The sequence below is a fragment of the Caballeronia sp. LZ034LL genome (assembly GCF_031451215.1).
GTDB lineage: Bacteria > Pseudomonadota > Gammaproteobacteria > Burkholderiales > Burkholderiaceae > Caballeronia.
In genome coordinates, this window is the sequence record NZ_JARUXR010000001.1 from 48,801 (window position 1) to 73,764 (window position 24,964).

The 24,964-nt window shown below is 65.3% G+C and carries 22 protein-coding genes; 5 read left to right on the plus strand and 17 right to left on the minus strand.

All coding sequences use genetic code 11. The annotated features are described in order from the left end of the window. The first annotated feature begins 382 nt into the window (after positions 1-382). Positions 383-1,702, plus strand: coding sequence for an EAL domain-containing protein (locus tag QCE83_RS00225; protein ID WP_309806959.1), 1,320 nt, complete (start codon positions 383-385; stop codon positions 1,700-1,702). 18 nt (positions 1,703-1,720) lie between these two features. Here the strand turns inward: QCE83_RS00225 and QCE83_RS00230 are convergent, their stop codons facing one another. After that, complete coding sequence (locus tag QCE83_RS00230; protein WP_309806960.1) at positions 1,721-5,299, minus strand: indolepyruvate ferredoxin oxidoreductase family protein; 3,579 nt, start codon at positions 5,297-5,299, stop codon at positions 1,721-1,723. A gap of 247 nt (positions 5,300-5,546) precedes the next feature. On the opposite strand from QCE83_RS00230, the gene QCE83_RS00235 reads away from it, so the two are divergent. Then, positions 5,547-6,191, plus strand: coding sequence for a glutathione S-transferase (locus tag QCE83_RS00235; RefSeq protein ID WP_309806961.1), 645 nt, complete (start codon positions 5,547-5,549; stop codon positions 6,189-6,191). 6 nt (positions 6,192-6,197) lie between these two features. Here the strand turns inward: QCE83_RS00235 and QCE83_RS00240 are convergent, their stop codons facing one another. The 9 genes from QCE83_RS00240 to QCE83_RS00280 all read right to left on the minus strand — a co-directional run bounded on the left by QCE83_RS00240 (position 6,198) and on the right by QCE83_RS00280 (position 13,987). Next, positions 6,198-6,443 (minus strand): hypothetical protein, encoded by a 246-nt coding sequence (locus QCE83_RS00240; protein WP_309806962.1) that lies wholly within the window; start codon positions 6,441-6,443, stop codon positions 6,198-6,200. A gap of 60 nt (positions 6,444-6,503) precedes the next feature. Beyond that, positions 6,504-6,725, minus strand: coding sequence for a hypothetical protein (locus QCE83_RS00245; protein WP_309806963.1), 222 nt, complete (start codon positions 6,723-6,725; stop codon positions 6,504-6,506). A gap of 77 nt (positions 6,726-6,802) precedes the next feature. After that, entirely contained in the window at positions 6,803-7,714 is a 912-nt protein-coding gene (locus tag QCE83_RS00250) for a carbohydrate kinase (RefSeq protein WP_309806964.1), read from the minus strand. A 5-nt stretch (positions 7,715-7,719) separates the two neighbouring features. Further along, positions 7,720-8,973, minus strand: a complete 1,254-nt coding sequence (locus tag QCE83_RS00255) for an AGE family epimerase/isomerase (protein WP_309806965.1) — start codon at positions 8,971-8,973, stop codon at positions 7,720-7,722. Beyond that, positions 8,970-10,025 (minus strand): LacI family DNA-binding transcriptional regulator, encoded by a 1,056-nt coding sequence (locus QCE83_RS00260; RefSeq protein ID WP_309806966.1) that lies wholly within the window; start codon positions 10,023-10,025, stop codon positions 8,970-8,972. Before QCE83_RS00260 ends, QCE83_RS00255 begins: the two co-directional genes overlap by 4 nt. 199 nt (positions 10,026-10,224) lie before the next feature. Then, entirely contained in the window at positions 10,225-10,836 is a 612-nt protein-coding gene (locus QCE83_RS00265; RefSeq protein WP_309806968.1) for a class I SAM-dependent methyltransferase, read from the minus strand. Continuing rightward, positions 10,833-11,636, minus strand: a complete 804-nt coding sequence (locus QCE83_RS00270) for a PIG-L family deacetylase (RefSeq protein WP_309806969.1) — start codon at positions 11,634-11,636, stop codon at positions 10,833-10,835. The genes QCE83_RS00265 and QCE83_RS00270 overlap by 4 nt, the downstream gene beginning before the upstream one ends. Next, on the minus strand, positions 11,624-12,673 hold the full coding sequence (locus QCE83_RS00275; RefSeq protein ID WP_309806971.1) for an acyl-CoA dehydrogenase: 1,050 nt from the start codon (positions 12,671-12,673) through the stop codon (positions 11,624-11,626). Before QCE83_RS00275 ends, QCE83_RS00270 begins: the two co-directional genes overlap by 13 nt. Positions 12,674-12,967: 294 nt before the next feature. Continuing rightward, a complete protein-coding gene (locus QCE83_RS00280; protein WP_309806972.1) occupies positions 12,968-13,987 on the minus strand; it encodes a bile acid:sodium symporter family protein in 1,020 nt (339 codons plus the stop codon). 517 nt (positions 13,988-14,504) lie between these two features. Between QCE83_RS00280 and QCE83_RS00285 the strand changes: the two genes are divergently transcribed. Further along, entirely contained in the window at positions 14,505-14,873 is a 369-nt protein-coding gene (locus QCE83_RS00285) for a hypothetical protein (protein ID WP_309806973.1), read from the plus strand. A 515-nt stretch (positions 14,874-15,388) separates the two neighbouring features. After that, positions 15,389-16,498: a porin gene (locus QCE83_RS00290; RefSeq protein ID WP_309806974.1), complete on the plus strand. Its 1,110-nt coding sequence runs from the start codon at positions 15,389-15,391 to the stop codon at positions 16,496-16,498. Positions 16,499-16,590: 92 nt separating this feature from the next. Here the strand turns inward: QCE83_RS00290 and QCE83_RS00295 are convergent, their stop codons facing one another. Further along, positions 16,591-17,547 (minus strand): nitronate monooxygenase family protein, encoded by a 957-nt coding sequence (locus QCE83_RS00295; protein WP_309806975.1) that lies wholly within the window; start codon positions 17,545-17,547, stop codon positions 16,591-16,593. Between the two features lie 241 nt (positions 17,548-17,788). On the opposite strand from QCE83_RS00295, the gene QCE83_RS00300 reads away from it, so the two are divergent. Next, positions 17,789-18,679, plus strand: coding sequence for an alpha/beta hydrolase (locus tag QCE83_RS00300; RefSeq protein WP_309806976.1), 891 nt, complete (start codon positions 17,789-17,791; stop codon positions 18,677-18,679). Positions 18,680-18,870: 191 nt separating this feature from the next. Here QCE83_RS00300 and QCE83_RS00305 read toward each other — a convergent pair whose 3' ends face one another. The 6 genes from QCE83_RS00305 to QCE83_RS00330 all read right to left on the minus strand — a co-directional run bounded on the left by QCE83_RS00305 (position 18,871) and on the right by QCE83_RS00330 (position 24,919). Next, complete coding sequence (locus tag QCE83_RS00305; protein ID WP_309806978.1) at positions 18,871-19,794, minus strand: MBL fold metallo-hydrolase; 924 nt, start codon at positions 19,792-19,794, stop codon at positions 18,871-18,873. After that, a complete protein-coding gene (locus QCE83_RS00310) occupies positions 19,791-20,348 on the minus strand; it encodes a DUF1289 domain-containing protein (protein ID WP_309811311.1) in 558 nt (185 codons plus the stop codon). The genes QCE83_RS00305 and QCE83_RS00310 overlap by 4 nt, the downstream gene beginning before the upstream one ends. Before the next feature lie 35 nt (positions 20,349-20,383). Beyond that, entirely contained in the window at positions 20,384-20,881 is a 498-nt protein-coding gene (locus QCE83_RS00315) for a YbaK/EbsC family protein (protein WP_309806979.1), read from the minus strand. A 26-nt stretch (positions 20,882-20,907) separates the two neighbouring features. Then, positions 20,908-21,831, minus strand: coding sequence for a hydroxymethylglutaryl-CoA lyase (locus QCE83_RS00320; RefSeq protein WP_309806980.1), 924 nt, complete (start codon positions 21,829-21,831; stop codon positions 20,908-20,910). 54 nt (positions 21,832-21,885) lie between these two features. Further along, the gene (locus tag QCE83_RS00325) at positions 21,886-22,827 is read right to left on the minus strand and encodes a glyoxylate/hydroxypyruvate reductase A (RefSeq protein WP_309806981.1); all 942 of its coding nucleotides are present in this window, start codon (positions 22,825-22,827) and stop codon (positions 21,886-21,888) included. Between the two features lie 154 nt (positions 22,828-22,981). Further along, the gene (locus QCE83_RS00330; protein WP_309806982.1) at positions 22,982-24,919 is read right to left on the minus strand and encodes a clostripain-related cysteine peptidase; all 1,938 of its coding nucleotides are present in this window, start codon (positions 24,917-24,919) and stop codon (positions 22,982-22,984) included. Positions 24,920-24,964: the final 45 nt, after the last annotated feature.

The following is a 24,964-nucleotide window of genomic DNA, read 5'->3' on the forward strand; positions in this document are numbered from 1 at the left end:
GCGCTACAGCACGACGCCTGCGCCCGGCGGGCGCCCGCGGCGTCTAGCATTGTCGGGATGAGCCGAAAGTTTAGCCCGTGCGTGCGCTGCCAGCAGCGAAGGGGGCGCTCCGGCTTTTGCACCGATGCGGTGCGTTTGCACGACAAATCGCCTGCCGGCGGTGCATCCTGACGGCAAAAGCACGACGAAACCGGCCGCGGCCCGAGCATGGAGCTTGCTTTAACGAAAGCCACGGGACACCGAGACTCCCGACGAGATCATCGAGGGCTGTTCTTATGAAGACGTTACGGGACGGATCCGGCACGGGTCCGGCGGCAGCAACGACGCAAGGCACGCGCAGGTCGAGCGCGCTTCGCCGAACGCAGCAGGCGAGGGTATCGACATGGTGATCGCAAACCCCGAGAAGTCGACGATTTCCGCGCGCAGTTTTGAACTGGGCGTGATGTCGGGTTTCGACCGCTATTCGGTCGAACATGGCGACTGGACGCTCTCCAGCGTGTTCCAGCCGGTCTTCAGCCTGTCGCACATGCGCGCGGTCGGCTATGAAGGCTTGCTGCGCGCGCACGACAGCTTCGACCGACCGGTGTCGCCGCTCGACGTGTTCGGCCAGGCATCGCGCGTCGGCGAGGCGCTGCAGATCGACCGGCTCGCGCAGGCCCTGCACCTCGAGAACTTCAAGATGCTCGGCGCCCAGACCGAATGGCTGTTCCTCAACGTGCATCCCGGCGCGCTGACCGAGCCGTACCACGCCGCCGCGCTGATGGCGAACCTCAAGCGCCTGCACATCGAGCCGCGCCGCGTGGTGCTGGAAGTGCTGGAGCAGAGCGCGGAAGACATCGAGCGGCTCGCGCTCGCCGTGCAGCAGTTCCGCGAGCAGGGTTTCCTGATCGCGCTCGACGACTTCGGCGCCGGACACACCAACATTGAGCGCATCTGGCAACTCGATCCGGACATCGTCAAGCTCGACCGCGTGATGCTGTCGCACGCGGGCCATAACGTGCACGCGCCGCTGTCGCCGCGTTCGATCAAGCAGCGGCAGAACATGGAAGCGGTGCTGTCGGGCATCGTGTCGCTGCTGCACGAGGCGGGCAAGCTCGTGCTGATCGAAGGGGTCGAGACCGAGCATGAAGCGCAGCTCGCGCTCGCCAGCGGCGCGGACTTCGTGCAGGGCTTTTTCTTCGCGCGGCCGCATCCCGGGCTCGCGGACGGCGTCCACGCGCAGACGGTGATCGGCGAGCTGACAGAACGCTATCGCTTGCAGACGGAAGCGCGGGAACGGCGCGTCGCCACGCGGCTGCAACCGTATATCCGCGCCTTCGAGCGCGCGGCCGAACGGCTCGCGGCGGGCGAACCGCTCGACGAAGTCTGCTGGAACTTCCTGGCGCTCGACAACGCCGCGCGCTGTTTCCTGCTCGACCAGAACGGCAAGCAGAGCGGCCGCAACGTCGTGCTGCGCGCGGACCGCGCGGCGCACGAGGCGCGCTTCCTGCCGTTGATCGACGCGCAGGGCGCCAACTGGCTGCGCCGTCCGTACTTCCGGGCGGCGCTCGGCGACCCGGAGCGGGTCCACGTGACGAAGCCGTATCTGTCGATCAACGAGGCGATGCCGTGCGTCACGCTGTCGGTGGAGACACGTTCAGGAGGGCGGCGCTGCGTGCTGTGCGGCGACATCGACTGGCTGCCCGACGATCTCGCCGACTGAACCCGCGCCTTGCTTCGCTTACTTCGCCACCACGACTGGAATGCCCTTGAGCGACGCCGCGCCTTTCATCGTATCGAGGGCGGCGCGCACGGCGTCGCCCGTCACCGCCTCGATGCCGATGCGCGCCGCCACGTCGCGCTCGCTGCGCTTGACCATCGCGACGTTGGCCAGCTTCACGTGACCATAGCCGCGCACGCGTTCGTACAGTGACGCGAGGGCTTGCACGTCCTGGGCGTTCGCCGCATCGAGCCGGGCGAGCGCGCGCGTCATGGTGATCTCGAAGTCGTCGGCCAGACGGCGTTCCATGCTGCGTTCGAGCGTCCGTCCGAACACATCGAGCGGCGTGCCGCGCAGCATGCGCAGCTTCGCGAGTCCGCCGAAGACCGGCCACATCCACTGGCCGAACACTTTCTTCTTGGGCACGCCGCCATGCGCCGCGTGCGACAGCGCCGGCGGCGCGAGATTGAATTTGACGGTGTAGTTTTCGCCCGCCGTGCCTTCGAACTGCGCGGCCAGCGCGGCGCGGAACGACGGATCCGCATGCAGGCGCGCCACCTCGTATTCGTCCTTCACCGCGAGCAGCTTGTAGAACGAGATCGCGATGGCGCGCGCCAGCGCTTCGTTGCCCGCCGCCGCGTTCACCAGCTTGCGGAAACGCGCGACGGTTTTCGCGCCGCCGTAGGCGAGCAAGCGTTCTTCGCGATCGCGGATGAGTTCCGGCAGCGACATCTGTTCCATCGTCACGTGCGGGGCGCTCACCTGCGCCGTCAAGGCTTCGAGCGCCGTTGCGTCCGCGGCGGCCAGGCGGCCGATGGCAAACGCCAGCTTGTTCGCGCCGACCGCGACATTGTTCAGTTCGAGGGCGCGCATCAGCGCCGCGAGCGAGAGCGGCACGAGGCCGAGCTGCCATGCAAAGCCCAGCATCAGGATGTTCGCGCCGATGGTGTCGCCCAGGAAGCGCTGCGCCAGCGCCTGTGCATCGCAACTGCGCATGGCGTCGTGCGCGCCGGGACCGGCCGCGTGACGCAGCTTGTCGAGCAGGGCATCCGCGTGAAGGCTGGCCTCGGGGTTCTGCACGAACGTGGCGTTCGGAATCGCGTGCGTGTTCACGACGATCTTCGTGCGATCGTGCCGCACTGTCTGCAAGGCCTCCGGGCTCGCGCCGACCACGAGATCGCAGGCGAGCAGCAAGTCGGCCTGCTGGGTGTCGATACGCACCTGGTTGAGCAGTGCATCGGTGGCGGCGAAGCGCACGAACGACAACACCGAGCCGCCCTTCTGCGCAAAGCCCATGAAGTCGAGCACCGACGCGCTCTTGCCTTCCAGATGCGCCGCCATGCTGATCAGCGCGCCGACCGTCACGACGCCCGTGCCGCCGACGCCCGTCACGAGAATGTCGTAGGGCGCGTCGTCGAGCCGGGTTGCGGGCGGCGTCAACGCATCGACGCGGCGCGCGAGTTCCGCCGGATCGAAAGCGTGGCCTTCGGCCTTCTTCAGCTTCGCGCCTTCGAGCGTGACGAAGCTCGGACAGAAGCCGTTCACGCACGAATAATCCTTGTTGCACGACGACTGGTCGATGCGGCGCTTGCGTCCCAGCTCCGTCTCGACCGGCTCCACCGAAAGACAATTCGACTGCACGCCGCAATCGCCGCAGCCTTCGCAAACGGCCTGGTTGATGAACAGGCGCTTGTCCGGGTCGGGAAATTCGCCTTTCTTGCGGCGGCGACGCTTCTCCGCCGCGCAGGTCTGGTCGTAGATCAGCACGGTCACGCCGGGCGTGTCGCGCAGGCGGCGCTGGACCTCGTCGAGCTGGCCGCGGTGATGAAACGTCGTGCCGCGCGGAAACTGGTCCTCGTGGCCTTGGTACTTCTCCGGTTCGTCGCTCACGACCACCAGCAGCGCAATGCCTTCCGCTTCCACCTGACGCGCGATCTGCGGCACGGAAATGCTGCCGTCGACCGGCTGGCCGCCGGTCATCGCGACGGCGTCGTTGTAGAGGATCTTGTAGGTGATGTTGGCCTTCGCCGCCACCGCCTGACGGATCGCGAGAATGCCCGAATGGAAGTAGGTGCCGTCGCCGAGGTTCTGGAACACGTGCGGCGTTTTGGTGAACATCGAGTGCGACGCCCAGTCGACGCCTTCGCCGCCCATCTGGATCAGGCCGGTCGTGTCGCGCTCCATCCACGACGCCATGAAGTGACAGCCGATGCCCGCATGCGCAATCGATCCTTCCGGCACCTTCGTCGACGTGTTGTGCGGGCAGCCCGAGCAGAAGTAGGGCGTGCGCTTCACGGCGTCGGCGACGTTCGAGAGAATTTGCGGCGCAACCAGATCGACCACCTTGTCGCGGCGATCCAGCGCGGGCTTGTGATGCGCAAGCCATTGCGCGAACACCGGCAGCACACGCGATGGCCGCAGTTCGCCGAGCGCGCTCAGCAGCGCCGCGCCGTCTCGCGCATGCTTGCCGATCACCACCGGGCGCGCGCCGTCGGTGCGGTTGTACAGATGTTCCTTGATCTGCTGCTCGACGACCGGTCCTTTTTCCTCGATCACGAGCACTTCGCTCAGGCCGTCGACGAACTGTTCGAGGCGCGTCGTTTCCAGCGGATACGACAGCCCGACCTTGTAGATGCGCACGCCGGCGGCGTCGAGATCGGCGACGGTCAGGTCCAGGCGGCGCAAGGCTTCCATCAGGTCGAGATGCGCCTTGCCACAGGTGACGATGCCCACGTTGGCGCGCGGACTTGGCGCGATCCACTTGTCGATGCTGTTCGTGCGCGCGAAGTGGCGCACGGCGTCGAGCTTGGCGGCGAGGCGCGCTTCGATCGTCAGGCTCGGCAGGTCCGGCCAGCGGTTGTGCAGGCCGCCGGCGGGCGGGGTGAAGTCGCCGGGCGCGGTCCAGTCGCGGCGGACGGCGTCGAGATCGACGGTCGAACCGGACTCCACCGTCTCCGAAATCGCCTTGAAGCCGACCCACGCGCCTGAGAAGCGCGACAGCGCCCAGCCGTACAGGCCGAATTCCAGCATGTCCGCGACGTTCGACGGATTCACCACCGGCATGTGCCACGAGATCATTGTCTGGTCGCTCTGATGCGGCATCGACGACGACACGCAGCCGTGATCGTCGCCCGCCACGACCAGCACGCCGCCATGCGGCGACGAGCCGTAGGCGTTGCCGTGCTTGAGGGCGTCGCCGCCGCGATCGACGCCCGGTCCCTTGCCGTACCACATCGCGAACACGCCATCGACGGTGCGTTCCGGGTCGGATTCCACGCGCTGCGTGCCGAGCACCGCGGTGCCGCCGAGTTCCTCGTTGATGGCGGGCAGAAAACGTACGTCGTGCGACGCGAGCAGTTTCTTCGCCTTCCACAGTTGCTGGTCCACCATGCCGAGCGGCGAGCCGCGATAGCCGCTGATGAAGCCGGCGGTATTCAGGTTCGCCGCGCGGTCCTGTTCGCGCTGCATCAACACGAGGCGCACGAGGGCCTGCGTGCCGGTCAGGAAGATGCGGCCGTGCGTGGCGCTCAGGTTGTCGCCGAGTTGATAGTCCGACAGCACGGGAGCAAGGCAGGCATCGGCGGGGACGCGAGCGTTCATGGAATCTCCGGTCTCGTTTTGGTATGTGGGGCAATGCGTCATTCTTTGCCGCCGAAAGCGGAATGTTTTTGCGCACTGACCGGGTTTCGGCTGGAATCGAGAAGCAGATGGATCAATTGCCGCCGATCCGAGAGAAATCTTCTCGATCTGGCGCGCGTGCGCGTTAACCCGGATCGTTCAGACCACGTCGGATGGAGTTTTGGGACTAACCTGAACGACACTGAAACCAGAGAAGAAGACGAGACCGATGAAGCTCTACTACTGGCCGAAGACGCGCGCCTTTCGCGCGCTGTGGATGCTCGAGGAAATGCGTGTGCCGTACGAACTCGAGTACGTGAACATTCGCGCGGGTGCGCAGAACGGCGCTGACTTCAACCGCGTCAATCCGATGTCGAAACTGCCGGCGCTCGAGGACGGCGGCGTGCGCGTGGCGGAATCGGGCGCGGTGCTGCTGTATCTGGCGGATCGCTATCCGGACAGCGGGCTGGGCGTGCCCGTCGACGATCCGGCGCGCGGCCGTTTCCTGCAATGGATGTTCTTCACCGGCTCCTGCCTGGAGCCCGCGATGGCCGAGCGCATGACCGGCGCGCCGGGCAACACGGTGAGTTTCGGCTGGGGCGATCTGGCGCGGGTCGAGCACGCGATCGAAAGCGCGCTGGAGGAGGGGCCGTGGCTGCTCGGCGAGCAGTTCACCGCCGCCGATGTGCTCGCGGCGAGCACGCTGCAGATTGCGCTGGTCGCGAAGCTGATTCCGCCGGAGGGCGTGCTGTTCGAGTACGTCGAGCGCTCGCTGGCGCGCGAGGGGCATGAGCGTGCATTGGCGATCGACCGTCGCGAGGCCGCACGGCTCGCGCCCGCCACGCAGGCGGGCGTGGCCCATGCGTCACGCTGAGCGGGATCAGGGAAAGGCGCGCGGCTTCGGAATGCCCGCGCCGGCTTCGATATCCGCCACGCCGCGCTGATGCGCAAGCTCGACGGCTTCGGCGCGATCAACCAGCCCTTCGTCGCCGCCGACCGTCTGCCACGCCTGCACCGCCTTGTCGTGATGGCGGATTTCGTATTCCGCGTCCCAGCGCGAGCCTTGCAGCTCGACCGGTCTTACGTGGATCGCATAGACGCCGTAAAGGAAGATCTGCTCCGGCATGGTGTCCTCCATTGCAGTCGGCAGCGCCCACGAGGCGATGAGCCAGGCGCCGCCTGGCCGTTATAGTTCGATTGCCCCGAGGATGCGGTGCGCGAGCGCGCGCGCTTCGTTGAGCGCTTCTTCTTCGTTGCTGGAGGCGGCGTCCACTTCGTAGACCTTCGCCTCGGTGTCCTCGCCGTCGTCGCGCGTGAGCGAAACGAGGCCCTGGAACTGACCGTCGTCGATGGCGCGCACGCCGATCTTCGCGGTGTAGATGCCTTTCGTGTAGGTGGTGTCTTCCATGGTGGATACGCCTCCGGGCAAGGACGAATCCATGCTAGCACGCGGATATGCGACGCGTATGACGCCGTCCTGCCGCTTTATTTCAGCAGCGCTTCGACTTCCTCCAGCGAGGGCGAATGCGCGCCCGAATGACGACAGGCCGCCGCACCCGCCGCGAGCGCGAACTTCAGATGCTCCGGCCAGTCGCCATGGCGCGCCATCAGGCTGTAGAGCAATCCGCCGACGGACGCATCGCCGGCCCCGACCGTATCCGCCACTTCCACGCTCGGCGGACGCGCGCTGAATTGCTCGTCGCCGGCGTAGAGCGTGGCCTGCGCGGAGCCGCGCGTGACGAGAACGGTGGCTTGCGGATTCATCGCGCGGATCGCGGCAAGCGCGTCCGGCTCGGATTTGTCCTTGAACAGCATGTGCAGGTCTTCGTCCGACACCTTGATGAGGTCGGCGAGACCGGCCATGTTGCGCAGGATCGGCTCGTAGCCGTGCTCCATCAGATTGCGGTAGTTCGGGTCGAAGCTGATCTTCACGCCGTGCTCGCGCAACTGCCGGGCGAGCGCCGCCAGCGTGGCGCCGAGCGGCTGGCGCACGAGGCTGATGCAGCCGAAGTGCGCCCACTTCACCCGCTCCATCCAGCCTTGCGGCAGCCGCGACGGATCGAAGGCGAGATCGGCGCCGTTCTCGCCCATGAAGTAATAGGTAGGCGGCTGTGTCTTGTGGACGATGGCCAGCAGCGGCGGGCGCTCGACGCGCTGCATGAAGCGCATGTCGAGCCCCGACGCGACGCTGGCTTCCCACAGGTCGTCAGAAAAGTTGTCGGTGCCGAGCGAGCCCGCGCAGGCGGTCGGCAGGCCGAGGCGCGCGACCGCGCGGGCCACGTTCCAGCCCGCGCCGCCCGGACGCGAGAGCCAGCTCGACACGTCCGTGCGGATCATGTCGGTGAGGATGTCGCCCGCGGAGACGAATTGCGGAAAGGTGCTGTGCTCGCTTGCCATCGATTTCACCGTGAATGTTGTGACGGGGCGAGCGCGTTCAGCACTTCGTAGCACGCGCCCATGGTGTGATAGTCGGTCTTGCCCGCGGGACTTTTTTCGTCGCCGTACTTGCGGTTGTCGCAGGTCAGGATGCGATACCACGCGCCGTATTCGTGATCGACGAAATGCGCCCAGCTGTAGCGCCAGAGTTCGTCGTAGCAGTCCCAGAAACGCTCGCGGCCCAAGCGGGCGCCGAGCAGCGCCGCCGCCGCGAAGCTCTCCGCCTGGACCCAGAAATACTTGTCGTGGTCGCAGATCGTGTCGTCGGGACCAAAGCCGTAATACAGGCCGCCGTGCCGGCTGTCCCACGCGCGGTTGAAACCGGCGTCGAACAGTTCCACTGCACGCGGCGCGAGCCACGGCAGCGCGCGATGCCGCTCCAGGATCAGCAGCAGCTTCGCCCATTCGGTTTGGTGACCGGGCTGGAAGCCCCACGGACGGAAGATGTTCGAACTGTCCGACTCGTTGTAGTGCCAGTCCACCGACCAGTCGGGCCGGAAGTGCTCCCACACGAGCCCGTTCGACAGCCGGGCCTGGCGCAGCGTGATGTTGCCCGCGATCTTCTCGGCGCGGTCGAGGTAGACCACATGGCCGGTTGCCTCGTAGGCGGCCAGCAGCGCCTCAGTCGCGTGCATGTTGGCGTTCTGCCCGCGATAGTCGGAAAGACGCCAGTCAGGCGTGGCTTCGTCGGCGTACAGGCCGGCGTCGGCGTCCCAGAAACGGCGCTCCATCAGCGCGAAGGTTTCCTCGATCATCGGCCGGGCTTCGTCGATGCCCGCCATCGCCGCGTGCGCGCACGCGAGCAGCACGAAAGCCATGCCGTAGCAGTGCCGCGTGCCGTCGAGGGTGCGTTTCTGGCCGTCGCGCCACTCGATTTCCCAGTCGTAGCCTTCCAGCGCCGCGTCCCAGTGCGCCGCGCGCAGGAAGTCGAACGCGTGCCGCGCGTCGTCCTGATAGCGGGCGTCGCCGAACTGCCGGTACGCCATCGCGTAGTTGAAGACGAAACGCGTGCTGCTGACGAGGTGGCGCGTCGTGTGGTTGTAGACGCTGCCGTCGTCCTTGAAGAAGTGGAAGAAGCCGCCGGACGGGTCGCGGGCGTGGGGCGCGTAGAACGCGAGCGTGTCGCGCACGTGCGCGAGCAGGAAGTCGTGGCTGCGAAAGTCGATCGCGCGTTCTGCCGGCGCTGCTTCCGCGAGGGCGGGTGAGGCAGTCATGTTCATGGCGTGCTGATGTCCTGGTTCGCGTGCTGTCTTGATGCCGGTTTCCCCTGAGGGCCCGCGCCGGAGCTGGCGCGCGGGATGAAGTCGACTGCCACGAGCGTATCGGCCTGATTCGGCGGCCCCGACGTGTCCTCCAGCAGCAGTTCGACGCCGCGGCGCCCGAGCGCTTCCTTGTCGATGGCGACGGTCGAGAGCGGCGGCGTGCTCTGCGCGGCGGCGGGAATGTCGTCGAAACCCACGAACGCGATGTCTTCCGGCACGCGCAAGCCATGAGCGAGACAAACCCGCATCGCGGCGAGGGCCGCTGCATCGTTATAGGCGAAAACGGCGTCGGGCAGCGGCGCGGATTGCGCGCGTGCATCGGCGATCAGGCGTTCCATGGCGTCGGCGGCGGCGAGATCCGCCGGCAGGCCGGGCTGCGTCATGATTTCGAGCATCGGATCGAACAGGAGGCCGGCGTCGAAATACGCCTTGCGATAGCCCAGCGCGCGCTGCGCGATGCTGTGATGCGCGAGCGAGCCGCCAATGAACGCGATGCGCCGCCGTCCGGACGCGAACAGATGCTGCATTGCGAGCGAGGCGCCGCGGGCGTTGTCGATGTTGACGGAGCGGAAACCCGGCGCGCGCAGGTCGATGAGCACGGTCGGGCGCGCGAGGGCGTGCAGGTGCGCGAGCAATTCCGGCTCGACGAAACCCGCGACCGCGATGGCGTCGGGCGCATGGAGCCGCATTTGTTGCGCGAGATCCTGAGTGGGGCCGGCGGTGAGCACGGACGGCACCAGTCGGCGTTCGCGGCAGGCTTCCTCGAAGCCGTTCAGCACGTGCGAGAAGAACGGGCTGACGGCGAAGTTGTTGTGTTGCCGGTGCAGCAGGAAGGTCACGCGACGAATGCGCGTGCGCAATTGCGCGGAGTCATAGCCCAGTTGCTGCGCCACTTCGACGACGCGTACGCGCGTGGCCTCGGAGAGCCCGGGTTGATTCTTCAGCGCGCGCGAAACAGTGCCGATCGAGACGCTGGCGGCGCGTGCGACATCGCGAATGGTGGTGGCCATCGTAGTGTTCCTGTCTCCGCTATGACCGGCGCCGCTTCGTGTATGCGGTGTTTATCGCGACTGCCGGTTTATTCTGGTCTTGGCGATTGTATAGTAAAAATCGCGGAGGAAAACCCGAATCAAGCTAGGAGAAAACCACGATCACCCTGATGTATAAGCGATTCGTTGCAGTTTCTTTGTTTAGTAAAACCACAAAACATTACTCGAGACCTTCGCGTTCATGGACGGATCGGGCGTCCCGCGTCCAGACGTCGAGTACCAGGTCGTCGTCCTGATAGCGGCAAAGATGCGGCAGGTTCAGGCGGTCGCGCAGCGTGGCGTGCACGTCGTCGCCATTGCGCGGCCAGCCCGCGATGTTCTTGCGCCAGTGACACGCGACAACCGCGCCGGAAGCGGACAGGCGTTCGTGCAGGAAGTCGGCGACGCGCAGCAACTGCGGCTCGTCCAGGTAATAGCCGATCTCGCTCATCACGACGAGATCCATCGAGCCGGAAGGCCAGACGTCCGGCCAGTGCATCTGCTCGACGCTCACGTTCGCCAGGCGCGAGATGCGCTGGCGCGTGAGTTCCACGGCTTGTTCCGCGATGTCGGCGGCAAGAAGTTCGCCGCAGCGCGAGGCGAGCAGCGCGGTCAGTTCGCCGTTGCCGCAGCCCGGTTCGAAGGCACGCGCGTAATACTCATCGGGCAGCGCCGCGAGCGTGAGCGCCCGCTTGCGCCGTTCGTACCAGCGCTCTCTGATTTTCCAGGGGTCTTCGCTCTCCTGATACAGGGTGTCGAAGTGCTGCTTGCTCTCATGGCCGGGCGCGCTCATATGAGGACGACCTCGAAAGACCGAGTGAGCCGCGCCAGGACATGGTCGGGCAGGACCGGTGTGCGGCCCATGGCGGCATCGGGCTCGATCTGGCTGCGGAACGCCTGCACGGCCCGCAGCTTCCGCGCATGAGTTGCTTCGTCGAGCACGATCCGGCGCGCCCGGCTCCAGGGCACGCGCGTGTCGTCGGGCGACGCCCAGTGCCAGGTCCACAGCGGCACCTCGACACAGCGCAGCTCGAGCGCACCGGCTGCCGCGTGCACGGCACGCCCGGCGGCTTCGTGATCGGGATGGCCGTCGTTGCGCCAGGTGGTGAACACCACGTCGCCGGATTGCAGAAGCCGCGACAGGCGCTCCGCCAGCACCGGTTCGAACTGCCTGGCGCCGCCGTCCTGCAGTCCGAGCCGGACAACCTGCACTTGACGCAGATGCAGACGTTGCAGCGCGTCCTTGGTTTCCTGCGGACGTTCGCGTGCGAGCCGCTCGGCGGGCCAGCCGTGCGAATCGGGATGGCTGGCGGTGCCGTCGGTGACGGCGACGATCAGGATGCTCCGGCCGAGTTGCGACAGCCGCGCAAGCAGGCCGCCGGTGCCGAGGACTTCGTCGTCCGGATGAGGCGCGACGATGACTGCGCGCCCGCCAAACGGCACGAGCTCCGCTGGATCGACCTCCGGTAGCGCACTCAGGCGCGCCCAGCCTTGCCATGCGGATTCGGGCGTGCCGTGGCCGAAAATGGCGCGGTCGTTGTCGCGGGTGTCGTGTTCGGTTTCGGCCGGCGCTGTCGTGGTCACACTTGCCATGAAATCACTTCCTCCTCGATGACGCATTCAGCGAGCGCGGCTTCGTCGCGCTCTGCGTGGCTTTGTCGAATGAATACCGGTAGATCCGCCATCAGCAGCGCGAAGTGCGGGTCGCGACACAGCGGCCCGGCGCCCAGCGCACGGCCCGCGCGCTCGACGACGGACGCCGCCGCGCGTTCCGCAGCAAGCCGGGCGCGCATCGCGTGTGCCATGGCGTGCGCATGCGGTTCGTGATCGATGTACTTTGCGGTCTCGCGCAGCAGGGCGGCCGTTGCGCTGAGCGTCGTATCGATGGCGCCGAGATGGGCGAGCTTGTGAGGCGCGGGGCGCTTGCGCACGTCGCGCGCGACGAACTGCGCGATGGCCGCCGCAGCACCGAACCAGCATGCGGCAATGCCCGCGCCGCCCTGCCAGAAACCGGGACGCTCCAGATACGCGCGCGCGCCGCCGATGCGCCGCGCAGGAACGCGCTCGAAGCTCACTTCGACGCTCGCGCTGGCCCGCATGCCGACGGCGCTCCAGCCGGAGTCGGTGACCGTCACACCGGGATGATCGAGCGCGACGGCGGCGAGAATCGGCTCCCCCGCCTCGTTCCAGGCGGTCACGAGCGCGTGCGTTACGGATGCCGCCCCCGAGCACCAGGCCTTCGTGCCCTGCAACAGCACGGATTCGGCGCTTGCTTCGCCGAGGGCTGAGAGCCGTGCATCCGGTGGCTCGGCCGCCCACACGGCCCAGGCATTGCCTGCTTCGGGTTCGTGGTTATCGAGTTCGGCGAGGATGGCGACTGCATCCGTGTGGCCTTCGTACAGCTTGACGACCGAGAGGTCGAAGCCGGCAACTGCGCCAAGCGCGCGCCACCGCGCCGCGGTCTCACCTCGACCGGGCAGAGCCGGGCGGTCGAGCCGCGCGTCGATCAGTGCGCGCAGTGCCATGCCTGTGGCCTCGGCGCTGCCGCGTTCGAACGGCAGCGTGGCAAGGAACGCGCGCAAGGCGCCCGCTTCTGCGCGAGGCGTGCCGACTGTGTCTGCCCGATTCATTGTCTGCGCCCTGACTGGTACGGCGCGCGTGTTGTTTGCATGGTTCCCTCGTGGCTTCTGCTGCGTGTCTTGAACAGAAGTGTGGCAAGGGACATGCCCGGCCGCCATTCAGCCGGAAGGCATAGGCAAAAGCGCCGGACGTCGGTCAGCGAAGGTGTGCAGATGTTTGATGAAGCGCCGACGTTTCGGCCTATGCCATCCGGCCGAATCGACAGCGATGCGCGGCCGGCGTCAAATGACACAAAGGCCGCACGGGGCGGCCTTCGTCAGGAATGGAGCGGGGAATGGAACAGTTCAGCGTTGCGCGGGCGCTCCGGCGCTTTCGCTCTTGCGCACGGGTTCGGCGACGGTCTTGCGGGCGCCCCAGCGTTGCGCGAGCACGGCACAGACCATCAACTGGATCTGGTGGAACAGCATCAGCGGCAGGACCACCGCACCCACGGCGTGCGAAGCGAAGATTACTTTTGCCATCGGAATGCCTGAGGCAAGGCTCTTTTTCGAGCCGCAGAAAATGATGGTGATCTGGTCCGCCCGGCTGAAGCCCAACCGCTTCGCCGTGAATGCCGTGATGAAGAGCGCCGCCGCCAGCAGCAGGATGTTCACGGCCACGAGACCCGCGAGCGTGCCGAGCGAGATCGAATGCCAGATGCCTTCGTTGACGGCCTCGCTGAAGGCCACGTAGACCACCAGCAGGATCGAGCCCTGATCGACGAACTTGAGAATGGCGCGATGCGCGTCCACCCATCTGCCGATGGCCGGGCGCAGCAATTGTCCTGCGATGAACGGCACCAGCAGTTGCAGCGTGATATTGCCGACCGTGTGCCATGGCGAGCCTGTCGTTGCGCCGTGATTGCTCACCACGAGTCCGACGAGCGCAGGCGTGATGAAAATGCCGAGCAGGCTCGAGGCCGACGCACTGCATACGGCTGCCGGCACGTTGCCCTTGGCCATCGAAGTGAACGCAATGGAGGACTGCACCGTGGAGGGCAAGGTGCACAGGAACAGGATGCCGGTGTAGAGCGCGGGCGTGACGAGCGGCGTCAGCACCGGTTTGAGTACGAGTCCGAGCAGGGGAAACAGCGCGAAGGTGCTGAGCAGGACGACGACGTGGAGCCGCCAGTGCGTTGCGCCCGCGACGATGGCCTCGCGCGAGAGTTTTGCGCCGTGCAGGAAGAACAGCAATCCAATGGCGACGTTGGTGATCCAGTTGAACGCAACCGCTGCGCCGCCGCGGCACGGCAGGAGGCTGGCGAGAATGACGGGGCCGACGAGCGCCAGCGTGAAGTTGTCGGGAAGGAGTTTGGGCCGTGCCATTCAGAATTCTCGCGCGTGGGGAAGCCGGTCGGTCATGCGTCGCGGTTCCAGCGCCGTATTAGTGAAAACCATGATTTTCGCCCGGAGAGGATTGAAATGGCAAATTCATTTCCTGGACTCATTGATGCATGCAGCGCATGAAACGCCGTTGTTCACCGCTGCGGTGTAAGCGCAGCGGGTGGGCTAACGCGTCACTTCTAAGCACTAAAAAACCAGCGATTTTCCTCACATGATTAAGCGTCCAAAACGGCCGGTCGGAAGGAAAAACTCTGACGTAACATGGTGTTACAACCATCGAGCGGACATAACACTTTTTGGCTCGACTGCCGTCGCGGCGCCCAATAAATTGTTGAATACACCGGTTTGCAGGTCATGCCCATCCGTTTTCAACGGCATGAACTGACCGCTCCGACCAAAGCCGGTGGTTCGCTGAATGGGCACGTTCGAGGCGCAAGCATCGAGCCACCATCCACCTGTTTGCGAACGAGGATATCGGTCGGACCTTGGCTGTTTCGACATGACGCTCACAGGCTTTCGCAACACGACCCGGCTTTTCGCAACCGCTGCGCTCGGCGCACTCGCGGTGGCGGGTTCGCTCGCGCTCGCGGGGCCGCGTGTCGAATGGCTGTCGCCCGCGGTGTTCGACAACTCTGCCGCCAGCAGGCAATCGTTGCACTACACGCCTGTCTCGTCGAAAGACGGCCTGACGCCCGTCAGCGCCGAAGTCCGCACGGTCCCGCAGGTGGATCAGGCGGCTCCGCTGCACGGCGCCGGATCCATCCGCGCCGACATCACCCGCTACAACGAAGAGCGCAGCCTGCCGCGCCCGCCCGGACGTCCGTCGGATGCCGGCCGCGCGCCCGCCAACGGCAATTTCCGCAACTGATCGCTTGACGCTTCTTCACGCGTCCTTGAACCGGCACGTCGGGTGCGCTCGTCCGCGCGCGGAACGACAAAAAAATTGTCCGTCCAGTTCCGCTGTCATATTGACGCAATCTCGCCACAGTTAAGCGTCCGCTTTCTCATAAATATTTCCCTCCTTTATCCGCGCAAGGACAATGCGCCCTGCGCGGATGAATGTCGCATTTCAGTACTTCGCCAGGCTTGTTTTCCCTCGATCAGGCGCGCCCCACTTGGCCGCGCGCCGACATGATCCGCGAGCCCCGTGCGGCTGCGGCGTATGCACCTCGCATGCGTCCCGGTTGCGCACGGCATGAAGTATCCGAATCGCTATACCCGCAATAACCAAAAACATTTTTGACCGGAAAAATGGTCCGTAAAGATGGTGCCGCTCCACACGCGATGCCTCTCTCGCCCATTCACCGTCAACCGGTCAGACGAGGCGAGTGCAACGCTCCTCGCCCGCCAAGTATTCAATTTTCGACAAAGACAGGAGAGTTCATGAAGCCAACCGTCAACCGTGCGCCGAAGACTACGGTGAAAACAACGGTCAAGGCCACAGTGGTCGCCGCAGCGATGCTCGGCATGTTCGCGGCGGGATCCGCGCAGGCGCAGTCGAGTGTTTCGCTCTACGGCCAGGTCGACGAATGGGTCGGCGCCACCAAGTTTCCGGGCAGCGATCGCGCATGGAATGTGAGCGGCGGCGGCATGTCGACGTCGTACTGGGGCATGAAGGGCGCCGAGGATCTCGGCGGCGGCTACAAGGCCATCTTCACGTTGGAAAGCTTCTTCCGCGCGCAAAACGGCCAGTACGGCCGCTTCCAGGGCGACACCTTCTTCGCGCGTAACTCCTACGTCGGCATTCAAGGCCCGATCGGCACGTTCACGGCCGGCCGCCTGACCACGCAGCTCTTCGTCTCGACGATTCTGTTCAACCCGTTCGTCGATTCGTACGTGTTCTCGCCGATGGTCTATCACGTGTTCCTGGGCCAGGGCACGTTCCCGACCTACACGACGGACCAGGGTGTCACGGGCGACTCGGGCTGGAACAACGCGGTGCAGTACACGTCGCCTGACTTCAACGGCCTGTCGGGCAGCGTGATGTACGCGTTCGGCAACAACGCCGGCGATGGCCGCTCCAAGAAGTACAGCGCGCAGTTTCTGTATTTCCACGGCCCGTTCGCGGCCACCGGCGTCTACCAGTACGTCAACTTCAACAACGCGCCGGGCGACCTGCCGACTTCCAACGCCTTCACGATTCCCGGCTTCAAGAGCCAGAGCGTGGGCCAGCTGGGCGCGTCGTTCGACATGAAGTTCGTCAAGTTCTTCGCGCAGTACATGTACACGAAGAACGACATCGACGTCGGCACCTTCCACGTGAACACGGGGCAAGGCGGCGTGACCGTGCCGCTCGGCCCGGGCACGGTGATGGCGTCGTACGCGTACTCGCGCAGCAACGGTGGCCTCGACCAGACGCACAAGAGCTGGGCGCTCGGCTACGACTATCCGCTGTCGAAGCGCACCGATGTCTACGCGGCCTACCTGAACGACAAGTACACCGGCATCTCGTCGGGCGATACCTTCGGCGTCGGCATCCGCGCGAAGTTCTGACACGCGCGTTTTTCGCCTCGTCAAACGAAACACCGCGCCTCGTGGGCGGTGTTTCGTTTCCAGCAGCCGGGATCGAAACCGGAAGGCGCAACTCAGCCGATCGCCAGGCGCGCTTTGGCGTCGTCGTATTCGCTCTTCAGCCGGGCGACCAGCTCCGCGACGCTCGGCACGTCGCTCATCAGCCCGACGCCCTGTCCCGCGCCCCAGATGTCCTTCCACGCCTTCGCCTTGGGATCGGCAAAATTCATCGCGGTTTTGTCGGAGACGGGCAGCGCGTCGGGATCCAGTCCCGCGTTGACGATGCTCTCGCGAATGTAGTTGCCGTGCACGCCAGTGAAGAGATTCGTGTAGATGATATCGGCGGCATTCGCCTCGACGATCGCGCGCTTGTAGCTTTCCTGCGCATGCGCCTCCTGCGTCGCGATGAAGCGCGTGCCCATGTACGCGAGATCGGCGCCCATGGCCTGCGCCGCCAGAATCGAGCCGCCGTTGGCAATGGCGCCCGACAGCACGATGGGACCGTCGAACATGCGTCGCACTTCGCCGACGAGCGCAAACGGAGACGTCGTGCCCGCGTGTCCGCCCGCGCCGGCCGCGACGAGGATCAGCCCGTCGACGCCGGCTTCGAGCGCCTTCTGCGCGTGCCTGATATTGATGACGTCATGCAGGACGATGCCGCCATACGAGTGCACAGCGTCAATCATTTCCTTGACCGGCGCGCGCAGGCTCGTGATGAAGATCGGCACCTTGTGCTCGACGCATACGCGCACGTCCTGTTCGAGCCGTGCATTCGACTGATGCACGATCTGGTTCACCGCAACCGGCCCGATGACCGCGTCGGGATGGGCTGCCTTGTGCTCGGCGAGCGACGCCTGGATCTGCGTGAGCCATTCGTCGAGCATTTCGGCGGGACGGGCATTGAGCGCCGGGAATGATCCGACGATGCCGGCCTTGCATTGCGCCAGCACCAGTTCCGGATAACTGACGATGAACATGGGCGAACCGACGACCGGCAAGGCAAGGTGCTGCAGGATGGCGGGCAGGGCCATGGCACGAGTCTCCAGAAAGGGGCGCGAGCGGTGTTGAGTGATTTTACGAGCAAGGGTGGCGTTGCGGCACGCACGATCAAGTGCTGCGAACGGTCGTTCGATTGTAAATGAAGCAGGCTGCGTGACTACTCGGGGCGTTCCCGAAGAAGTCTTCGGTTTTCGGCTTTCATGGCGCTGCCGCCATCAGCCGCGGAGGCCCCGCGCCTACAATGTTCCGCAACGCCACGAGCCCACAACAACCATGTCTTTCGCAGACTACGAAACGTTCAGCGTTGCTGCAGGAGACGTCGATATCGTCGGAATGAAGGGCGGCGACGGTCCTCCGCTGCTGCTGTTGCACGGCCATCCGCAAACCCACGAGATCTGGCATCGATGTGCCGATGAACTGGCCCGCCATTTCACGGTGATCGCCACCGATCTGCGCGGTTATGGCGCATCGGGCAAGCCGCCGAGCGACGCGCGGCACACGCCCTATTCGAAACGCGCGATGGCCGCCGATCAGGTCGCGGTGATGCGCCATTTCGGCTTGGAACGTTTCCTGGTGTGCGCGCACGATCGCGGCGCGCGGGTCGCGCATCGCATGGCGATGGATTTTCCCGACGCCGTCGACCGGCTGATGCTGCTGGACATCGCGCCGACGCTCGCCATGTATGAAGCCACCGATCGCGCCTTCGCGACCGCGTACTTCCACTGGTTCTTTCTGATTCAGCCGGCGCCGTTGCCGGAGTTGCTGATCGGCGGCAATCCCGACGCCTATATCGAGCGCGTGATGGGCAACCGTCACGCAGGCCTCGCGCCGTTCGCGCCGCACGCGCTGCAGGCGTATCGCGATGCGCTGGCCTCGCCGGGCGCGATCTTCGGCATGTGCGAGGACTATCGCGCGGCGGCGGGCATCGACCTCGAACACGATCGCGCCGATCTCGAGCGCGGCCTGAAAATCGGCTGTCCATTGCGCGTGCTGTGGGGGCAGGAAGGCGTGATCGCCCAATGCTTCGATGCGCTTGCCGAATGGCGGCGCGTCGCACGCGACGTGAGCGGCCGCGCCTTGCCGTGCGGGCACTATATTCCCGAGGAACAGCCGGACGCGTTGCTCGCCGAGATGCTCGCGTTCTTCGCCGCCGAATCCGCCTGAAACGCGCAACGGAACCTCGTCTTACACGGGGTCAGGTGAGCGAAAAAGTTCTGTAGGGAAAGCACCGATGCACGTGAAAATGTGTCGCGCTACGATACGCTGGACGTTGATCACGTCCCTATGATTCCGCCGCTTGCCGTAGCTGACAAGCGGCTTTCTTTTTGAGCGCGTGATCTTGGCAATGCGCCTGTTCAGGCCGCCGACACACACTCGCCGCTCACCTTCACCGCACCGCTGCGCGCCAGTTCCCCGACGACCTTTTCAATCAGCGCCCGCAGTTGCGCGGCAGGCGCGAGCGCTTCGGCGGCGGCGCGCATCGCGCGGGCCTCCGCGGTCATCGCGACGATGGCGTCGAGCGTCATCGTGCGGACTTCCATCAGCCGGAACACGATCAGCACCTTGAGCGCGTTCTTCGCATTGCGCGCCGGGTCGGCTTGCAGATAATCGAGTCGCGACACGGCCGTGTCGAGCGCGCGCGCGACGTCCGTGAACGGCGCACCATGGCCCGGAATCACGACATCGATATCGAGCGTAGCGATCAGATCCAGCACCGCGCGCGCTTCCACGAAACCGCTCTCGCCTTCCAGTTCCGGAAAGATCACGCCGAAGCCGTTTTCCCACAACGCGTCGGCGCTGATCAGCACGCGCATTTCAGGGCAATACAGCATCAGCGAATGCGGATCGTGACCCGGCGCGCCGAGCGCGTTCCACGCGAAGCCGCCAAGTTCCAGCGTCGCGCCCTGTGCGAGCGTGCCGCTCAGGACGAAGCGCTCGCAATGCTGGCCGGTCGCGCGAAAGGACAGCGCCTCTTCGTCCCAGGCGCGCACGGCCTGCGCGTCGCCGGCGGGCACCAGCGTGTCGCACGCGTAGGTCCGTTGCAGCAGCGCGTTGCCGCCGCAGTGATCCGAATGGAGATGCGTATTGACGATCAGGTCGAGCGGACGCGCGCCCAGCGTCTGCTGCACCAGCGCGAGCGTCTGCGGCGCGTGCGCGGCATAGCCGGTATCGACGATGGCCGTGCCTGCGGCGCTCGCGAACAGCACGTTGTTCGACGAGAGCCAGCCCCGTTCGAACACCGTCATGGCTTCACGCAGCGGCTGCGGCAATGGGTTCATGTCGCGCGCTCCAGCGGCATCACGACGATGGTCGCGGTCGCCTCGATGACCGTCTCGCCGGACTGGTTGCGCGCGCCGCCTTCGAGCTTCACGAGGTCGCCGTTGAGGCTGGCTTTCCATTTCGCCTCGACGACCTGCCAGCGCATCGTCAGCGTGTCGTTCGCCTTCACCGCGCGCCTGAGGCGGATGCCGAACTCCAGGCCGAGCGGCTGCGCGAAGGTCGAGAAATGCGCGGCGATCAAGGCCATCAGATGCGCGGTCGGCTGCGTCCCCGACGCGATCAGCGAGCCGAAACGGCTGGCGCGCGCGTAGGCGTCGTCGTGATGCAGCGGGTTCGTGTCGTTGACGAGCGTGGCGAACTGCCGGATGGAGTCGGGCGGCAGCACGAGCCCGGTTTCGAACGAGGCGCCGATCGTTACGACCCGCGCACCCTGGCGACGGCTCTCCACGCGCGCCAGCACCGCGCGTTTCTCGCTGTCGTCGCACGACGCCCACGCGGCGATCTCGTCGATCGTGCGCAGGCAGCCTTCGCAGAAACCCGTTTCCGGGTTCATGCGGCAGACGTCCACGCACGGCGACGCCACGTCGCTCATGATTCCGCGGTTTCGCGCAGGGCGACGTCGGCCACCGGCGCGCCGGTCAGCTCGATCAGTTCCTGCGGCGACAGATTGAATACCGCATGCGGATGACCGGCAGCGGCCCACAGGCTGTCGAGCGCGAGCAGGTCGGCGTCGATCAGCGTGACGGGCTCGACCGCATGGCCGATCGGACAGACGCCGCCGATCGCGTAGCCGGTCTTCTCGCGCACGAACTTCGCGTCCGCGCGCGCCAGCTCGCCGACGCGCGCGGCCACCTTCGCTTCATCCACGCGATTCGCGCCGCTCGCGATCACCAGCACGGGCGCATCGTCCTTGCGCCGGCGAAACAGAATCGACTTGGCGATCTGCGCGACCGAGCAGCCGAGCCCGGCCGCCGCTTCGGCCGAGGTCTTGCCGGTCTCGGGCAGCATCACGACATCATGCGGATGGCCGCGTTCCTTGAGCAACAGCGCGACGCGGCGCGCGGATTCAGGCAATTGATCGATCATTGAGGTTTCCTGGGGGTTCCTGGAAATCAGGCACAGGCTGCGGCGCCGTCGCGTTTTTTGGTGAGGAGCGCACGGCCCGCGCGCGAAGAACTGGTCTTGCCGATCGCGCGTGAAATGAAGTCGCCGATCTCGATGAGTTCATCGAGGTCGATGCCCGTCTCGATGCCCAGGCCGTTCAGCAGATACACGACGTCTTCCGTCGCGACGTTGCCGGTCGCGCCCTTCGCGTACGGACAGCCGCCCAATCCCGCTACCGACGCGTGAAAGATCTCGATGCCTTCGAGCAGCGACGCATAGACATTGCCGACGGCCTGACCGTAGGTATCGTGGAAATGGCCGGACAAGCGTTCGCGCGGAAATGCCTTCGATGCCGCCGCCATCACTTCGCGCGTGCGCTTCGCCGTGCCGACGCCGATGGTATCGGCGATATCGATTTCGTCGCAGCCGAGCGCCTTAAAGCGCTCGACCACGTCCACGACGGACGCGACGCTCACTTCACCCTGATACGGACAGCCGAGCGCGCACGAGACGCTGCCGCGCAGGCGGATGCCGGCGTCCTTCGCGGCCCGCGCGACCGGTTCGAAGCGCGCGACGCTTTCCGCGATGCTGCAATTGATGTTCTTCTGCGAGAAGGCTTCGCTGGCCGCGCCGAAGATCACGATTTCGTCGGCTTTCGCTTCGAGCGCGCCTTCGAAGCCGCGCATGTTCGGCGTGAGCACGGAGTAGATCGTGCCCGGACGACGCTCGATGCCGGACATGACGGCGTTGGCATCGCCCATCTGCGGCACCCATTTCGGCGACACGAACGAGGTGGCCTCGACATTCACGATACCCGCCCGCGCGAGCCGGTTGACGAGCTCGATCTTGGTCTCGGTGGGCACGAACTCCTTCTCGTTCTGTAGGCCGTCGCGCGGCCCGACTTCGACGATCTTCACTTTGGCTGGAATCATGTCTGTCTCCTCCCTGGATAGGCGAATAGGCGATTGAGTGTCGGTCGGTGTCGTTCAGTAACCGCGCGTGATATCGACAATGCCGCTGATCGGTTCGCCGCGTGCCAGCGCCCGGATCTTGCCGGCGATCTGCACGATGCTCTCGTTCCGCAGCGTCTCCGCCGCAATGTGCGGCGTGACCGACACGCGCGGATGCGTCCAGTACGGATGATCCTGCGGCAGCGGCTCGGTGTGGAACACGTCGAGCGTCGCGGCGGCGACCTGGCCGCTGTCGAGTGCGGCGAGCAGGTCGGCATCGACGAGATGCGGGCCGCGCGCCAGGTTCACCACATAGGCGCCGCGCGCGAGCCTGCCGAACGTGCGAGTGTTCAGGATACCCTCGGTGTCCGGCGTGTGTGGCAACAGGTTGATGAGCACCTTCACGCCGTCGAGGAACGCGTCGAACTGCTCGTGCCCCGCATGGACCTGCACGCCATCGATGTCCTTGGGCGAACGGCTGTAGCCGCGTACCGGCACGCCGAGCGCGAGCAGCCGCCGGGCGACTTCCGCACCCAGCACGCCGAGACCCAGCACACCAACCGTGAACGATTCGCGCGCGTGCTGCTCCAGTTTCTTCCAGCGGCCTTCGCGCTGCAGCAGATCATATTCGTCGAAGCGGCGCAGATAGCGCAGCACGCAGTAGACCGCGTATTCGATCATCTGCTGCGCCATGCCGGTGTCTTCGAGACGCACGAGTTGCGCGTTCGGCGGCAGTGTGCCGGGCTGCTGGCGCTCCACGTCGAGGATCGCATCGACACCCGCGCCGAGGTTGAACACGGCCTTCAAATCCGGCCGGTTCGCGAACAACTCGCGCGGCGCTTTCCAGACGATGGCGTAATCCGCAGGCGCGGTATCGCCCGGTTGCCAGAGGCGCAGGTCGGCGTCAGGCAACTCGCGCTGCAGGCCGCCGAGCCATGCATCGACGTCCGTGCCTTGTTCGTAGAAGATGATTTTCATATCGCTCGAAGACGGGTGGGTGCATTTCGTGACATTTTATGCGAGGCCGCCCGGTTCGACGCCGATAAAGAAACAAGCCGGCCCATGGCGGGCCGGCCTGCTCGTGTGCTCGAAAGCGTCCGCGATCGGAAACCGAAGACGCGTTTGAACGAACTCAGAAGTTCACGGGAAGCGCTGCCGACAAGTCGGTCGATCCGGAGTAGCTCTCGGTAATGAGATGCAGGGGGTTACCGTTGGTCGCGAGGTTTTCCACCTCGATGCCCATGTCGCCCGCCGCGAACGACACAGCTGACGCCGCGATGCCGGCGTAGGTCTTCTTGCTCACGTCGTACTTGACGTCTGCCAGCGTGATGACGGTATCGCGATTGATTGCATCGACCAGGCGACCGGCGCCCGGACCGTCCGAATCGTCCCAGGTTTCGATGTAGCGGAAGTCATCGGTGTCCATGTTTCTTTCGAAGATGAGGGAAACAGGCTTGTCGCCGAGGAAGGCCGGAACACTGTAAGTGCCGAACCTGGCCTTTCTGCCGCCATCGACGCGTTCTTCTTCCGACGTCTTGAAGATGGGAACGAGATGTCCGTTCAGGAATAGCCATCCGCGGTCCATCGACGCGGAGATGCCATGGGAGGAGGGGCCCATGTCGATGGGCTGAGTCGCGGTGATGCGGATGATGTTGCGGTCCTCGGGATCGCGCGCTGTCAGCGCGAGCATGGCGAACTGCACGCCGAACGTGCTCTTGACCGACGCATTCAGAACGGTGGCGGTCGAACGGCTGATATCCACGCTGAGCACGTCCGGTTGCTCGGACGGATACGCAATGTAGTGACGAAGGAAGGACTTGTATTCCTCCGGGAAGTCCATGGCTGCAAACTTTGCTTCGTAAATCGTGTCGTTGATCTGCCGCAGCGGAAAGTAGATGTTCATGCCCGCGGCGAGCGCTGCCTGCGCGCCATTGGCGCGATACATGACCGCCTGCCTGACGGCGGCCGACAGCATGCGGCTCGCCTCCGGAACGATGTTGTTCGACGCGAGCCGGTCGGCGAACACGCCGAGGTCCACGGCCTCAATGGCGTTGTCCTGCCGGGTCGTGTCTCCGCCGAAGCTCGGCGTCAACGCGCGCTGTTCGGCCACGGCGACCCAGTTTGCCGGCGATTTCTGCACGTAGGCGCTCAGCGCCGTAGAGAAGGACTTCAGCGCACTGTCGACGGCGTTCATGCGGCTCAGATCGACCACGGAGAACGTGAGGAATTCGTCCTCGGCGGTGGCGTAGCCTTCTGCGCGTTGCTGCGCGGAGGACCGCTGCTGGAAGGCCACATAGCTGTCGGCGATGATGCGGCCCAATTGCTCGCTGCTCATCCCGGGATTCCGGGCGAGCGCGGACAGCACGGCCTGGTAATCCCAGCCCGAGCCGGGTTCGAGTTCCTCGGACGCGGCGAGATACCTGGCATAAGGCGCGAGTGCGTGGGCGACCTCGGTGCTGGCCATCAGGCATGCGTCGAAGCCGATCATGTCGAAATGAATGCCGGTGCGCGCACGCGCTTGTTCAAGCGCCGAGCGCATGACCGGCAATGACATGGTCTTGTACTTGTCGAAGTTCTCGTCGACGCCGAAGCCCGCGTAGCCGGCGCCGTGATCCCAGAAGATCAGGTGATAGGAGTTCGCGGGAAAGCTTGCTTTGGTCCAGACGATGAAATCGGTCAGCGTGTCCGCTTCCGTCATGTCTTTCTTGCCCAGATCCGCCAGCAACTCCAGTTTGCCGTTGCGCAGCGTGTAGCGCCGCAGGGTGCGCCAGTCGGATACGGGGTCGTTGGGGTCGGCCTTGTCGGCGCCGCCGGTCGTGATGATGACATTGACGTCGTCCGAGGACGTCGCCGCCATCATCTGCTTCAGATTGGCCGTGGCCGCCGCGCCCTTCGATTCAAGATCCGAGCCGTCCAGATAGATCATGACGGTGGTCGCGGCCACTTTTGCGTTCGGCCCGTTGCCTTTGTTGTCGACGGCCGGGTTATTGCCGTTGCTGTCGCCGCAGGCAGACAGCAACAGGGTGATCAGCAGGACGAGCAGCCATCCTGCAAGGTTATTTTTTCTCATCAATCCTCCTTTCATAAAAACTCGAATGCCCTTTCGCAGGGCATA